We start from the raw sequence: 14491 nt of genomic DNA, 5'->3' as shown, positions 1-14491 counted from the left end.
CCCTCAGCGAGACTCACTGTCAGCAGACCCAAGCTGCTCCAGGATGCTGGCGTATGTCTCCACCCCTTGCGCACCGGTCACCAGGTGGCGGCCATTGAACACCATGGCAGGCACGCCGCGGATGCCTTGCTGTACCCAGAAGGCCTCGCGCTGGCGCACGTTGTCAGCATGTCTGCCGCTCTCCAGCGCTGCCCGTGCATCGGCGCCGTTCAGGCCGAGGCTTTCGGCGGTCTCCACCAGCACCTCAGAATCCGAGACATTCTTGCCATCGGTGAAATAGGCGCTCAGCAGCGCCTGCTTCATCTCATGCCCCTTGCCGCTTTCCCCGGCCCATTCGATCAGCTGATGCGCCTGGAACGTGTTGTAGATCCGCATCCCGTCGAAGAACCGGAAGCTGAAGCCCAGGGCCGCCCCCAGCTCCGTCAGCTGCGCCCGCACCTGCGCCGACTGCTCCGCCGTGCTGCCGTATTTCGCGGCCAGATGCTCGCGCAGGTCTTCGCCCTCCGGCACCATGTCCGGGTTCAGCTCAAACGGCTGCCAGTGGATGTCCAATGCCACGCCTGCGCGGCGGGCTGCAAACGCCAGCTGGCCGTAGCCCACCGCGCACCAGGGGCAGACCACGTCTGAAATGATATCGACCCGCAGGGCGGGACGGTTTGAGCGGTCGGCCATGGGGCGGGTCCTTTGTCTTCCTGTGTCTTGCAAGGGACATGGGGGCGGCGGATCCGGAACGCAACCGGCGCAACCGGGATGCCGCATATGAGTTCACCATCCCCGAAGGCAATGCCTTCTCGCCCGTGGTCTCCCCCCAATGGCCCTGGACACGCGGCTTTTGCAAGCTGCCCGAAGGCGCCCCGCGGCCGGTCAGAGGTTTCCAACGCCGCCACCTGCGCATGGGGCATAGGGATGGCCCGCCGCGGCTGGCAGGTGCGGCGCACCTCCCGAAAGGGCCTGGACCGTTTCGGGACGTGATGGCCTGCGAAGCCAGTCCCGGCGCAGATTTCTGTTGACCTGCCAGGCGGCAGCGCCAAAGTCGGTCTGCGCCGGACGCGCGCGGGGCAGGGAGGATTGGCGGATGGCGGATTATGACCTGATCCTGCGCGGCGGGCATCTGATTGATCCTGTGCAGGATATTGACGCGCCGATGGAGCTTGCCTTTGCCGATGGCAAGGTGGCCAGGGTCTCCGCCAGCATCAGCGGCACCGCAAAGCGGGTCGAGGACGTTTCCGGCTGCCTGATCACCCCGGGGCTCATTGACATGCACACCCATGTCTACTGGGGCGGCACCTCGATCGGGGTGGCCGCGGATGACTATGCCAAATCCAGCGCGGTGACGACGCTGGTGGACACCGGTTCCGCCGGCCCGGGCAATTTCGCAGGCTTTCAAGCCCATGTGATCGACAAGGCCGAGGCGCGGATCCTCGTCTATCTGCATATCTCCCACGCCGGCATCTATGCCTTTTCCAACCGCGTCATGGTCGGCGAAAGCGAGGAAATGCGGCTGATGGACCCGCTGACCGCGCTGGAGGCGGCCAAGGCCAACCCTGGCACCATCATCGGTATCAAGGTGCGGCTGGGGGCCTGGACCTCCGGCATCCACGGCATGGCGCCGTTTGAGTTTGCCCTGCAGGTGGCCGAGGCGGCCGGCCTGCCGCTGATGGTCCATATCGATGATCCGCCGCCGTCTTATGACGAGGTGGTCAGCCGGCTGCGCAGGGGCGACGTGCTGACCCATTGCTTCCGCCCTTTCCCGAATGCGCCGCTCACCGGCAAGGGCGGGGTGCGCCCGGCAGTGCTGGAAGCACGCCGCCGCGGGGTGATATTCGACGTCGGTCACGGCATGTCTTCGTTCTCGGTCCGGGTGGCGCGGCAGATGCTGGCCCACGGGTTCTGGCCGGACACGATCTCGTCGGACGTGCATACCCTTTGCATCGAAGGCCCGGCCTTTGACCTGGTCACCACGCTGTCGAAATTCCTCAGTCTCGGGATGCCGCTGCCGGAGGTGATCCGTGCTGCGACTCAGAACGCAGCCGCTGCCCTGCGGCGCCCGGAGCTGGGCACGCTCAGGCCCGGCACCGTGGGCGATGCCTCGGTCCTCCGCCTGCAGAATGGCACGTTCGAATTCGAGGACGGCGATAAAGAAACATTTGAAGGCCGGCAGAGACTCACCGCGGCCGGAACCGTATTAGGAGGCAGGATATGGCAACTCACCTGACACAGACCGTTTATCTGAACGGCCGCTACATGCCGGGCAGTGAGGCGAAACTCTCGATTTTCGACCGGGGGCTTTTATTTGCCGATGCGGTCTATGAAGGGCTTGGCGTGCTCGATGGCAAGGTCATTGACTTCGGCATGCATATGGGCCGCCTGCAGGCCTCGATGCAGAAGCTGAACTTCCCGGTGCCGCTGGGGCCGGAAGAAATCCTGAAGGTGTGCAACCGCTTGATTGCAGAGAACAAACTGCAGGAGGGTTTTGTCTATCTCCATATCACCCGGGGCGAGGCCGACCGCGATTATGTCTATGACGATACCCTGAAACCCAATGTCTTTGCCTTCAGCCAGGAAACGGTTTCGGGCAAGGCTGATGCGCGTGTCACCGGCGTCAGCATGAAATCGCATCCGGACCTGCGCTGGAAACGGCGGGACATCAAGACCTCGAACCTTTTGGGCCAGGTGATCGCCAAGACCGCCGCGTCCCGGGCAGGCGCCTATGAGGCGCTGATGGTGGATGACGGGGGTTTTGTGACCGAAGGCGGCGCCACCAGCTTTTTCATCATCCGCGGCAAGATTTTGCTGGCCCGCCCGGTCACCAATGAGATCCTGCACGGCATCACCCGCCAGACCATGCTGCGGGTGGCCGAAGAACTGGGCTATACGATCGAAATCCGCCGCTTCACCCTGGAGGAGGCGCTGACCGCGGATGAAGCCTTCCTCACCGGCGCCGCCAGCTATGTGGAGCCGGTGGTGGAGATCGACGGCCAGGCCATCGGCGCCGGGGTGCCCGGAGATTTCACGCTGCGTTTGCGCAAGGCCTATCTGCGGGCCGTCCGCTCCGCCTGACTTGAAAGAAGGAGACCGCCATGCCCCGGATAGACACGTTGCTCTCCGCCTTTCCCCGTGCCAGCCTGCTGTCACAGCCGACCCCGCTGGAACGGCTGGACAGGCTGTCGATGGAACTGGAGATCGACCTCTGGATCAAACGGGACGACCTCACCGGCCTCAGCTTTGGCGGCAACAAGACCCGGCAGCTGGAGTTCTACATCGGCGCCGCGCGGGCGGCTAAGGCGGACACCATCCTGATCACCGGCGCGGTGCAGTCCAACTTTGCCCGCACAGCTGCTGCGGCGGCTTCGAAACACGGGATGCAGGCAGTATTGCAGCGCGAGGAGCGGGTGCCGGGCATGGACCCGCTATACTACAGCTCCGGCAACATCTTCCTGTCGGAGATTCTCGGCTCTGAAACCATGAGCTACCCGGAGGGAGAGGATGAGGCCGGTGCCGATGCCGCGTTGGAAGCCCGCGCCGCGGAGCTGCGCGCGGCGGGCCGCACCCCTTACATCATCCCGCTTGGCCTTGGCCATCCGCCGCTGGGTGCGCTGGGCTATGTGCAGGGCGGCGCGGAGCTGGCAGCACAGATCCGCGGCTTTGACGCAGCCGTGGTGCCTTCGGGCAGCGGGGCCACCCATGGCGGGTTTTTGACCGGTGTGAGTCTTGCCGGGATTGCCGCGCCCGTTTTTGGCATCTGCGTGCGCCGCGATGCCCGGCAGCAGAAAGCGCGTCTGGAACAGGTGACCGTTGAGCTGGCCAGGCTGATGGGGGCCGACCGTCCCTTTGCCAGCGAAGATATCCTCGCCTGGGACGGCGCCCTGGCCCCCGGGTATGGCCGCGCGGGGCCCGCCACCCGCGAAGCGCTCCAGCGCATGTCTGCGGCCGAGGGCATCCTGCTGGATCCGGTCTATTCCGCCAAAACCTTTGCCGGGCTGCTGGGGCTGCTGGAAGAAGGCGCCATCCGCAAGGGCCAGAAAGTGCTGTTGTTGCACACCGGAGGGCTGCCCGCGCTGTTCGCCTATCAGAACGCGCTTGATTTTGGCGGCGGCGCGGCCACGCCATAATCCTCCTTTGCGGCGAAGCGGCTGGCACGGCCGGCGTGCCACTGGGCGTACGGGGCTTGCTGAATGATCTTGCAGTAACTTAACGCTTGCCGAGCTGGCTTGCCTCCCGCGCCAGCGCCTCGATGGCGCTCCAGTTGCCGGCCTTGACCAGACCGGCCGGTGCCACCCAGCTGCCGCCGGCACAGACCACGTTGGGCAGGCTCAGATAGGATTCAGCGTTTTTCAGGCTGATGCCGCCAGTGGGGCAAAAGGAGATTTGCGGCAGCGGCGCGCCAATGGCTTTCAACGCCGGAGCACCGCCGGAGGCCTCAGCCGGAAAGAACTTCAGCATGCCATAACCGCGGGCCAGGAGCCGCATCGCCTCGGTGGCGGTGGCGGCGCCGGGCAGCAGCGGCAGGCCGATGGATTCGCAGGCATCCAGCAAGCCGTCCGTCGCACCGGGCGAGACACCGAACTGCGCACCGGCCTCCTTGGCCGCTTCTGCGTCCCTGGGGGTGATCAGCGTGCCCGCCCCCACCACGCCGCCTTTCACCTGCGCCATCTCGCGGATGACATCCAGCGCGGCACCGGTGCGCAAGGTGACTTCCAGGGCCGGCAGGCCGCCCGCGATCAGCGCTTCGGCCAGAGGGCGGGCATGGGCCGCCTCCTCGACCACCAGCACCGGCATCACCGGTGCGAGGGCACAGATTTCGCACGTGCGCAGGCTGGCGTCCCGAGGGCTAATCCGCATTGGCTAAACTCCAAACACACTGGCGCCTTCGTCGGCCGAAGCAACCGAGCGGCGGAACAGGGAAAACAGTTCACGGCCAGTGCCGTGCTGATGGGCGGTGAGATCGGCAGTGGCAGCCTCGCGCTCCAGCGCGCCGGTGGTGAGGACTTCCAGCGTGCCTTTCACCGCATCCAGCCGCAGCAGGTCGCCGTCCCGGACCCGGGCAATCGGCCCGCCATCCAGCGCTTCGGGCACCACGTGGATCGCGGCAGGGATCTTGCCGGAGGCACCGGACATCCGCCCATCGGTGACCAAAGCCACCTTCTGGCCGCGGCCCTGCAAGATGCCCAGCATCGGTGTCAGGCTGTGAAGCTCGGGCATGCCGTTGGCCTTGGGGCCCTGGAAGCGCACCACCACAATCACATCGCCGGTGAATTCCCCTGCCTTGAAGGCGGCCTTGGCCGCCTCCTGGTCGTGGAAAACGCGGGCGGGCGCTTCGACCACATGGTGCTCCTTCGCCACCGCCGAGACCTTGATGACGGCGGTGCCCAGGTTGCCGGTCAGCCGCTTCAGCCCGCCGGTCTTCTGGAACGGCGCCTCCGCCGGGCGCAGCACCGCGTCGTTCAGGCTTTGCCCCGGACCGGCGCGGAATGTGAGGCCGTCTTCCGACAGGAACGGCTCCATCACGTAGTTTTCCAGACCTTCGCCTGCCACGGTCTTGGTGTCGGGGTGCAGGCAGCCGGCATTCAGCAGCTCGCCGATCATGTAGCCAAGACCGCCGGCCGCGTGGAAATGGTTCACGTCGGCGAGGCCGTTGGGATAGACGCGGGCCAAAAGCGGTATCACGTCGGAGAGGTCTGAGAAGTCCTGCCAGTCCAGCACGATGCCGCCCGCCCGGGCCATGGCGATCAGGTGGATCAAGAGGTTGGTGGAACCGCCGGTGGCCATCAGCCCGACGATGCCGTTGGCATAGGCTTTTTCGTCCAGTACGTCGCAAACCGGAGTATAATTGTTCCCCAGCGCGCTGAGCGACAGGGCGCGCTTGGCCCCTTCCACCGTCAGCGCTTCGCGCAGCGGTGTGCCGGGGGTCACAAAGCTGGAGCCGGGCAGGTGCAGCCCCATGAACTCCATCAGCATCTGGTTGGTGTTGGCAGTGCCATAGAAAGTGCAGGTTCCAGGACCATGATAGGCGGCCATTTCCGCCTTCAGCAGCTCATCGCGGCCGATTTCGCCTGCGGCAAATTTTTGGCGGATCTTGGCTTTGTCGTCATTGGCGAGGCCGCTGGTCATCGGCCCTGCCGGCAGAAAGACCGCCGGGATATGGCCGAACGCCTGGGCGCCGATCACCAGTCCCGGCACGATTTTGTCGCAGACCCCAAGAAAGACCGCAGCATCGAACACATTGTGGCTGAGGGCGATGCCCGCGGCCATAGCGATCACGTCGCGGGAAAACAGGCTCAATTCCATGCCCGCTTCGCCCTGGGTAACGCCGTCGCACATGGCAGGCACCCCGCCGGCCACCTGCGCGGTGCCGCCGGCCCTTCGCACTGCTTTGCGGATCAGGGCCGGGTAGGTCTCGAACGGCTGATGTGCCGACAGCATGTCGTTATAGGCGGTGACGATCCCAAGATGGCCCGTGGTGCCTTCGGCCAGCTCCTGCTGATCCGGCCCGGCGGCGGCATAGGCGTGGGCCTGGCCGGAGCAGGACAGATGCGCCCGTGCAGGCCCTTTGCCGCGTGCCGCGCGCATCCGCTCCAGATAGGCCGCGCGGGTGGCCTCGCTGCGGGCGATGATGCGGTCGGTGACGGCGGCGAGGGTGGGGTTCAAGCTCATGGGGTGCCTTTGTAGCAAACTGCGGGGGCAAAGGGGAGGGCGGCCGCCCTAGGCGCCGATACTGCGCCAGCGGCGGCCATCGCGGTGAATCAGCAAGAGCGAGTCATCGGGGCCGGCGCTGCCGCTGTCATAAGGCTGCGGGGCGTCGCCGGTATCTTCCCAGCCGGCGATGATCGGATCGGCCCAGGCCCAGGCGGCTTCGACCTCGTCGCCGCGCATGAACAGGGTCTGATTGCCGCGGATCACATCCATGATCAGCCGCTCGTAAGCGTCTTGCGGGCGGCCTGACTCCGGCAGCTCATCGGCGAATGTCATGTCGAGATTTGCGCCGGTCAGGCGCATGCCGCCGGGGCCGGGGTCCTTGATGGTGGTCTTGAGGGTTATGCCCTCGTCCGGCTGCAGGCGGATCACCAGCACATTGCCATGCACGGTGCCGGAGCCTTCGAAGATGTTGTGCGGCGGGTCGCGGAAATAGACTGCGATCTCGCTCACCCGCTCCCGCAGGCATTTGCCGGTGCGCAGGTAGAACGGCGTGCCGGCCCAGCGCCAGTTCGCGACCTCCACTTTAAGCGCGATATAGCTTTCGGTGCGGCTGGCAGGGTTGCCCGCATGGTCGCGGTAACTGCCGTTCTTGCCGCCGTTGCGGCCCCGGTACTGGCCGCGGGCAATGCAGGACTGGTCCACCGGGCGCAGCGCCTCGATCACCTTGACCTTCTCATCCCGCACCGCGTTGGGGGTGAATTGGGCGGGCGGCTCCATTGCGGTCAGGCACAGCAGCTGCATCAGGTGGTTCTGCACCATGTCCCGCATCGCGCCGGACCTGTCGTAGTACTCCTCGCGGCCCTCGATGCCGATGCTCTCGGCGACGGTGATCTGCACGTGGTCGATGTGGGAGGAGTTCCACAACGGTTCGAACAGCGAATTGGCAAACCGCAGCGCCATCAGGTTCTGCACCGTCTCCTTGCCCAGATAGTGGTCGATCCGGTAGATCTGCTGTTCCTCGAAATATTCCCGGAGCGCGGTGTTCAACGCCTGGGCAGAGGCAAGATCGTGGCCGAAGGGCTTTTCCAGCACGATGCGGCTGTCGGGCGTGGCGATGCCGGTTTCGCTGAGGCGGCGGGCAATGTCTGGAAACAGCGCGGGGCCGACCGACAAATAGAAGGCGCGCACGCAGTCATCACGCAGTTTCCCGTGAATCAAATCCCAGCCGCTGCCGCCGCGTGCGTCCACCGCGACATAGTCGACTAGCGCGGTGAAGGCGGCGATTTCCTCGGGGGTGGTTTTGACATCCTGGCCGAATTCGCGGATCGCATCGGCGGTCTGGGTGCGGAACTCTTCCGCCGTCAGATCGCTGCGCGAGCTGCCGATAATCCGGCATTCAGTGCTGAACTGGCCGATCTGAAAGCGGTGAAACAGCGCCGGCAGGATCTTGCGGCGGGCCAGATCGCCGCTTGCCCCGAACAGCACAAGGTCAAAAGGTTCGACAGGAATGACGCGGGAAACCATTGATTTTACATCGCTGTTCCAGTGGGGCCGGGGAGGGCCGGGGCCTGGCCATTGTGGCGCCTGGCGCGCAGCAATTCAATTGCCTCGGCACGCCCTCGGCTGGCATTTCGCCGGTTAAAGTTGAGTTATCGCTAACATATTGCCGGGCGGTGTGCCATCGGGAAATTTCGCGGCTGGCAGCCGGGTGAGGGCCGCCGCAGATAGGGCAGCGCTTCTGACCCAATGTTTCGCGCGCGAAACATTGGGTCAGAAATACTGATCAATTGTCCTGCCGGGATCAACTTCCCGCTTGAATTGACCCGCGGCTTGCGGGACTTGGGGGCATGAGCGCCTTTCACTGCCCCAATTGTGCCAGCCCGGTGGCCCCGGCGGCGGCCATGGTCAAGATGGCCGCATGTGCCGCCTGCGGCACCACCTTGTTCATCGCGGACGAACAGGCGCGGCTTGCCGGAGAGGCGGGTGTGATGCACGCCGCGCCGCTGCTGTTCGGTCTCGGCAGCACCATCCGGCTGGACGGCCGGACCTTGCGGATCCTGGGCCATGCGCGGTTCTCCTACGGGCGGGGCTTCTGGGACGAATTCTGGGCGCTGGACGCAAGGGACGAACCCTGCTGGGTTTCGCTGGATGAGGGCGACATCGTACTGCAGCGGGAGCTGGATCGCGCGGCCTGGCCCCGCTATGACGGCCGCCTCGCGCTGGGCCGGACGGTGGAGCTGGACGGCGTTAGCTTCACCGTGACCGAAGAGGACGACGCAGAATGCGTGGCGGTGCGCGGCAGTTTCGATCAGGCGCTTGTGGTTGGCGGACGCTACCGCTTCGTGAACCTGCAGGGCGGGGACGGCACCCTGCTGTCGGGCGAGTTTCACGGCACCAGCCGCGAGTGGTACCGCGGCGCGTGGTACGACCCGTTTGAGGCCGAGGTGCTGGCATGACCCGGAACGCGGAGCTGAAAGCGGTCAACTGCGCCGCCTGCGGGGCAGGGCTGGACATCCTTGGCGGCGGCCGGGTGACGGTGCATATCTGCCCGTATTGCGGCACCGAACTGGACGCGCTGGACAACTACCGCGCATTGCGCCGGTTCAATGATATCGAACGCCCCGCCAGCCCGTTTGCGATCGGCATGACCGGCACCTTGTTCGGTGCGGAATACACTATCATCGGCACCTTGCAGCACGAGGAGCGCTGGGGCGTGCGGACCTGGGTCTGGGTGGATCACCAGCTCTATTCACCGACCCACGGCTATGCCTGGCTGACGATCGAGGACCTGCACTTGGTCTTCAGCCGCCGCTACCGCCGCCCGGTGTGGATGCCGGTGCATCGGGTGGAAAGGGCCGAGCATCGACCGCAGGTGAACACCTTCGGCCGCAGCTTCAGCTATTATGACACGTCCATCAGCCGCATCACCTATGCGGAGGGGGAATTCACGTGGAGCCCGTTGAAGGGAGAAAAGACCACAACTGTTACGGCACTGGCGGATGACGCCATGCTCAGCTTTGCCCAAACCGGCAGCGAGCGCGAGGTCTGGCTGTCGCAATACCTGCCGGTCGAAGAGGCAGAAGCCGGATTCGGCATCAAGACCGGATTGAAACCCCGCGGGACGCATCCGCTGCAGCCGTTCAGGGCCGGGCCGGACTTTGGTTTTGTGAAACTGGCTTCCGCTGCCTGCGCTGTGCTGTGCCTGGCCGCGGCTCTGGCCCTGGATGGACGGCCGGGAGAAGTGGCCCTGAGGCGCACTGTGCTGCAGGTGGAGCAGCTTCCGGTAGACCTGCCTGTTGAAGTCCCGGCCCCCGGCCAGCTCACCCGGATCAGCTTGAGAGGGGATGCAAGCAACAGCTGGGCCTATCTGGGGATCGAGCTGACGGATCCCGAGGACGCGCCGGTTTTTCAGGCCGGGCGCACGGTGGAATACTATCATGGCCGCGATTCCGACGGGACCTGGACAGAAGGCAGCAACCGGGCCGCGCTGACGTTCCGGCCTGAACGTGCCGGCACCTACACGCTGAGCCTGGAGCTTGAGGAAAGCGGGCTGTGGGGCGGCAGGCCATCGCCGGTGCAGCGGCTGGAGGTGTCGGCGGCCAGCGGCCTGTCCAGCGGGTTCTGGCTGTATGTCCTGGCGCTTGCCTTTGCTCTCCTGAGTGCACAGGGCTTCCTGCGCGCGCTGGCGCACCGCCGCGCCCGCTGGCGCGGCAGCGACTGGTCGGATGAGGATTGAGCCATGAACCTGTTCCGCATCGTCTTTCTGGTCATGTCCGGTCTTTCCATCGCCGGCACCGCATTTGTCTCTTACCACGGGTATGGCGGCGAGAGCCGTGATCTCGACACATCCATCCGCGCCGCCAGCGGCGGGCGCTATGCAAACGGCAACGTCAAATAACCGGGGGACCCCATGGAGTATTTCTCTGCCATCCAAGCCGCTGAGCTGATCAGCACCGTGTTCTACACCTTTGTCGGCGTGGCGCTGATGGGCGTGGTCTGGAAGGTGATCGACTGGCTCACGCCATTTCCGATCATGAAGGAAATCGAGCAGGATCAGAACATGGCGCTGGCGGTGCTGATCGGCTTTCTGTTCCTGTCCATCTCGATCATCATCGCTGCCGTCATCCTGTCATGAGCGCGGCGGCCCCTGAGCGGGGGGGCGTCCGGCTGCGCGAGGCGTGGCTTCTAGCCGCGACGTTTCTGGTCGCGGTTTCGGGGCTGGTCTATGAGCTGATCGCGGCAACCCTGTCCAGCTATCTTCTCGGAGATTCCGTGCGCCAGTTCTCGCTGGTCATCGGGGTGTTCCTGTCGGCGATGGGGCTGGGGGCCTGGCTGTCGCGGTTCGCCGGGCAGGCCATGAGCGGCTTCATCTGGGCGCAGATCTGCCTGGGCGCGGCCGGCGGTTTCATGGCGCCCGCGATCTTCTTTTCCTATGCCTGGATGGAGAGCGTTTCGCTGCCCCTGTACGGGCTGCTGGTGCTGGTCGGGGTGCTGTCGGGGATGGAAATCCCGCTCATTGCCCGTGTGCTCAAGCAGATCGGCGCGCCGGAGTTCCGGTTCGAGAATGTGCTGAGCGTTGATTATGCCGGGGCGCTGGCGGCCTCGGTGGCGTTCCCGCTTTTGATCATCCCGCAACTGGGACTGATGTCGGCCAGCCTCAGTTTCGGGGCGCTGAACCTGGCCGTTGCCGGCCTGTCGCTGTGGGTGTTCCGGGCAGAGGCCAGCCGGGCACAGTTCACGGTCTGGGCGGTGGTCTTTGCCGCCACGCTGACCGGGCTCGGGCAATCCGAACGGCTGGTCTCGGCGGCCGAGGCAGACCTGTTCGAGGATGACATCATCCTCAGCGAGGCGACGCCGTATCAGCAGATCACCGTGACCCGCTACAGGGACCGGGTGCGGCTGTTCCTGGATTACTCGATCCAGTTCGACACTCTGGACGAGCACCGCTATCACGAAAGCCTGGTGCATCCGGCGATGGCGCTCGCGCCGCGGCGCAGGCAGGTGCTGATCCTTGGCGGCGGCGACGGCATGGCCGTTCGCGAAGTGCTGCGATGGCCGGAGGTGGAGACGGTCACGCTGGTGGATCTCGACCCGCGGGTGACGGAGCTGTTCCGCGATCATCCGCAGCTTTCAGCGCTGAACGGCGGAGCGCTGGGGGATTCACGTGTGACCGTCCGCAATATGGATGCGTGGCAGTTCGCGGAAGGCTCCAGCCAGCTGTTTGACGTCATCATCGCTGACTTGCCGGACCCCAAGAACCTGGCGCTGTCCAAGCTCTACACCCGCCAGTTTTACGGTGTGCTTGCGGAGCGGCTGAGCGCGCATGGCATAATGGTGACGCAGGCCGGCTCGCCGCTGTTTGCCCGCAGCGCCTACTGGTCGGTGGCCGGAACCCTGGCGGCGGCGCGCAACCCGCAGGCGCCGGGTGCCGGGCTGCGGGTGCTGCCGTATCACGCCTATGTGCCCAGCTTCGGGGAGTGGGGCTTTGTGATGGCTGCGCCGCAGGCGCTGAGACCGCGGGACCTGGCGCTGCCGCCGGGGCTGAAATTCCTGACACCCGAGGTCTGGCGCGCCGCGCTGGTGTTCGGGGCGGATACCGGACCTGTGGAGGCCGAGATCAACACGCTGCAATCCCACGCGCTGGCGGGCTACTATCAGGACGGCTGGGATCAGTGGTTTGATTGAGGCAGCACGACTGCACGGGGAATGGCGGGCGAAACAGGTGTTCTGCGGCGGCGCACAACGGGTGCAAATGACCTGAAGAAAAATTTGATCAAATCTTGCGGGGCGATGGCGCAGCGGCTAATCATACCGGCAATGATCAATGCACCAACAGGGAGGAGTGCCCATGACCCCGCTTGCAGGCCTCAAGGTGGTTGAATTGGCCCGAATCCTAGCGGGCCCCTGGATCGGCCAGTCGCTGGCGGATCTGGGCGCCCACGTGGTGAAGGTGGAAAGCCCGGACGGGGATGACACCCGCAAATGGGGCCCGCCCTTCATCGAGCGCGAGGGCGACACCACCGCCGCGTATTATTACGCTGCCAACCGGGGCAAGGACTGCGTGACCGCGGATTTCCGCACCGAAGAAGGCAGGCAGGTTGTGCTGGATCTGATCCGGGACGCGGATATCCTGATCGAGAATTTCAAGGTCGGCGGGCTGAAGAAATACGGGCTGGATTACGAGAGCCTCAGCAAGATCAATCCGCGGCTGATCTATTGCTCGGTCACCGGTTTCGGCCAGGACGGGCCATATGCGCCGCGGGCCGGCTATGACTTCCTGCTGCAGGGCATGTCCGGGCTTATGTCGATCACCGGCGAACAGAACGGCCAGCCGCAGAAAGTCGGGGTGGCGATCACGGATATTGTCACCGGGCTTTATGGCACGATCGGTATCCTGGCGGCGGTGGAGCAGCGTCACAGGACCGGCCGCGGCCAGCATCTGGACATGTCGCTGCTGGACTGCGCCACCGCCCTTCTGGCCAATCAGGCGATGAACTATCTGGCGACCGGCGAAAACCCGGTGCGGCTGGGCAACGACCACCCGAACATCGCGCCCTATCAGGTGCTGGCGGTAAAGGACGGCCACGTGATCCTGGCGGTGGGCAATGACGGCCAGTTCCAGCGCCTGTGCGATGTTCTGGGGCTGGCGGATGCCAAGGCGGACGCGCGGTTCCAGACCAACCAGCTGCGGGTCGCCAACCGCAGGGTGCTGACAGTGATGCTGGAGGAGGCGCTGGCGCAGTGGCCGCAGACCGGGCTGCTGGCGGCGCTGGAAGCGGCAACCGTGCCGGCCGGGCCGATCAACACCATCGGTCAGGCCTTTGAGGATCCGCAGATCAGGCACCGGGAGATGCAGATAGCACCCGAGGGCGTGCCCGGGGTGCGGGGGCCGTGGAAATTCTCGGACGCCGAACTGGCGCTGGAGAAAACGGCGCCGAAGCTGCCGGAGTAGAGCGCCGGCTGGCGGGCGTCAGCCCCGTGACCCTCCTTGTTCCGGCGTGCCCGGGTCCACGCTTAGCGGCGGCTGTTCTCCCAGCAGGCGCCGCACCTTGGGGTCAATGCGGGGGCTGGCCTCGGGGTAGGCGCCGGTGACGGCCAGGGCTTCGCGGGCGGAGGTTCTCTCGCTGATCCTGACCCAGACGGTGGGGGTGGAAAAAGGCGCCTGGCCGGGGCCTGCGGAGATTCCCAGGGTCAGCCCCTGCAAATAGGACAGCTGCTGCGGATGGGCAGGCATCAGCACGGTTTCCGACAGGTAGCCGCCGCCGCGGCGGGGCGCTTCATACATGCAGATGCGGTTGTTGCGGAACGTCGCCATGCCGGCATAGCGGCTGCGCTGGCGGATGCTGCCGTCGCGGGCGGTGGCGCGTTCAAACGTGTGGGTGACGGCGCAGCCGTCCTGCGCGCGCAGCCAAATCAGGGAGCGCACGATCCGGCCGGGCCAGGTCGGGGTGCGGAAATAGCCGTGGTAGACCCCCATGAAGCGGCGCAGGTGCCGTGCCTGATCGCGGAACAAGCTGCTGAACTGGAGCGCCGGAGCCGAAACCGCTTGCGCCGCCCCCCGCTGCCGGCGGAAGTCCTGATGCGGGGCAAACAGATCTTCTTCCTGCAGCCCGAAATAACGGGCGATGCGGTGGAGGTTGTGGGCCGACGGCAGGCCATGGCCGTTGAGATAACGGTTGAACTGCTGCCGGTTGATGCCGATTTCGCGGCAGACCTGGGCGATGCTGCCCGTATCGGCGCACAGCCTGCGCAGGTTGCTGGAGAAATCTGCGGTCATCGGGACGGACTTTCACTATGTGGCTGCCGGACTGCGTACAATCGCTTACACTTGCGTACAAGTGCTGACTTTTCACGC

The 14491-nt window shown here is 65.4% G+C and carries 14 protein-coding genes; 9 read left to right on the top strand and 5 right to left on the bottom strand.

From position 1 onward, the window contains the following. Nucleotides 1-3 precede the first annotated feature (3 nt). Nucleotides 4-672 carry a DsbA family oxidoreductase gene (locus tag OKQ63_RS17330; RefSeq protein WP_264211282.1) on the bottom strand — a complete coding sequence of 223 codons (669 nt, stop codon included), beginning with the start codon at nt 670-672 and terminating at the stop codon, nt 4-6. Nucleotides 673-1075: 403 nt separating this feature from the next. On the opposite strand from OKQ63_RS17330, the gene OKQ63_RS17325 reads away from it, so the two are divergent. From OKQ63_RS17325 to OKQ63_RS17315, 3 genes are read left to right on the top strand one after another with little or no spacing between them, the layout of a single operon-like run. After that, nucleotides 1076-2215, top strand: coding sequence for an amidohydrolase/deacetylase family metallohydrolase (locus OKQ63_RS17325; protein WP_264211281.1), 1140 nt, complete (start codon nt 1076-1078; stop codon nt 2213-2215). Next, on the top strand, nt 2200-3060 hold the full coding sequence (locus OKQ63_RS17320) for a D-amino acid aminotransferase (RefSeq protein WP_264211280.1): 861 nt from the start codon (nt 2200-2202) through the stop codon (nt 3058-3060). The genes OKQ63_RS17325 and OKQ63_RS17320 overlap by 16 nt, the downstream gene beginning before the upstream one ends. A gap of 20 nt (nt 3061-3080) precedes the next feature. Then, on the top strand, nt 3081-4112 hold the full coding sequence (locus OKQ63_RS17315) for a D-cysteine desulfhydrase family protein (RefSeq protein WP_264211279.1): 1032 nt from the start codon (nt 3081-3083) through the stop codon (nt 4110-4112). A gap of 79 nt (nt 4113-4191) precedes the next feature. Here the strand turns inward: OKQ63_RS17315 and eda are convergent, their stop codons facing one another. From eda to zwf, 3 genes are read right to left on the bottom strand one after another with little or no spacing between them, the layout of a single operon-like run. Next, nucleotides 4192-4842, bottom strand: coding sequence for a bifunctional 4-hydroxy-2-oxoglutarate aldolase/2-dehydro-3-deoxy-phosphogluconate aldolase (gene eda / locus OKQ63_RS17310; RefSeq protein WP_264211278.1), 651 nt, complete (start codon nt 4840-4842; stop codon nt 4192-4194). A 3-nt stretch (nt 4843-4845) separates the two neighbouring features. Beyond that, entirely contained in the window at nt 4846-6654 is a 1809-nt protein-coding gene (gene edd / locus OKQ63_RS17305) for a phosphogluconate dehydratase (RefSeq protein ID WP_264211277.1), read from the bottom strand. 48 nt (nt 6655-6702) lie between these two features. Further along, nucleotides 6703-8160, bottom strand: coding sequence for a glucose-6-phosphate dehydrogenase (zwf, locus tag OKQ63_RS17300; RefSeq protein WP_264211276.1), 1458 nt, complete (start codon nt 8158-8160; stop codon nt 6703-6705). Nucleotides 8161-8483: 323 nt separating this feature from the next. On the opposite strand from zwf, the gene OKQ63_RS17295 reads away from it, so the two are divergent. The 6 genes from OKQ63_RS17295 (at nt 8484) to OKQ63_RS17270 (ending at nt 13588) form a co-directional block, all read left to right on the top strand. After that, nucleotides 8484-9092 (top strand): DUF4178 domain-containing protein, encoded by a 609-nt coding sequence (locus tag OKQ63_RS17295; protein WP_264211275.1) that lies wholly within the window; start codon nt 8484-8486, stop codon nt 9090-9092. Further along, nucleotides 9089-10372, top strand: a complete 1284-nt coding sequence (locus OKQ63_RS17290; protein ID WP_264211274.1) for a DUF4178 domain-containing protein — start codon at nt 9089-9091, stop codon at nt 10370-10372. The genes OKQ63_RS17295 and OKQ63_RS17290 overlap by 4 nt, the downstream gene beginning before the upstream one ends. 3 nt (nt 10373-10375) lie before the next feature. Continuing rightward, nucleotides 10376-10534 carry a hypothetical protein gene (locus OKQ63_RS17285; protein WP_264211273.1) on the top strand — a complete coding sequence of 53 codons (159 nt, stop codon included), beginning with the start codon at nt 10376-10378 and terminating at the stop codon, nt 10532-10534. A gap of 12 nt (nt 10535-10546) precedes the next feature. Further along, the gene (locus OKQ63_RS17280) at nt 10547-10771 is read left to right on the top strand and encodes a DUF350 domain-containing protein (protein ID WP_264211272.1); all 225 of its coding nucleotides are present in this window, start codon (nt 10547-10549) and stop codon (nt 10769-10771) included. After that, nucleotides 10768-12321: a polyamine aminopropyltransferase gene (locus OKQ63_RS17275; RefSeq protein WP_264211271.1), complete on the top strand. Its 1554-nt coding sequence runs from the start codon at nt 10768-10770 to the stop codon at nt 12319-12321. The genes OKQ63_RS17280 and OKQ63_RS17275 overlap by 4 nt, the downstream gene beginning before the upstream one ends. 163 nt (nt 12322-12484) lie before the next feature. Next, complete coding sequence (locus OKQ63_RS17270; RefSeq protein ID WP_264211270.1) at nt 12485-13588, top strand: CaiB/BaiF CoA transferase family protein; 1104 nt, start codon at nt 12485-12487, stop codon at nt 13586-13588. 18 nt (nt 13589-13606) lie between these two features. On the opposite strand, the gene OKQ63_RS17265 is transcribed toward OKQ63_RS17270, so the two are convergent. Then, nucleotides 13607-14413 carry a helix-turn-helix transcriptional regulator gene (locus tag OKQ63_RS17265; RefSeq protein WP_264211269.1) on the bottom strand — a complete coding sequence of 269 codons (807 nt, stop codon included), beginning with the start codon at nt 14411-14413 and terminating at the stop codon, nt 13607-13609. Between the last annotated feature and the right edge of the window lie 78 nt (nt 14414-14491).

The sequence above is a fragment of the Leisingera thetidis genome (genome assembly GCF_025857195.1).
Taxonomy (GTDB): Bacteria; Pseudomonadota; Alphaproteobacteria; order Rhodobacterales; family Rhodobacteraceae; genus Leisingera; species Leisingera thetidis.
This window is presented reverse-complemented; position numbering and strand designations above follow the sequence as displayed.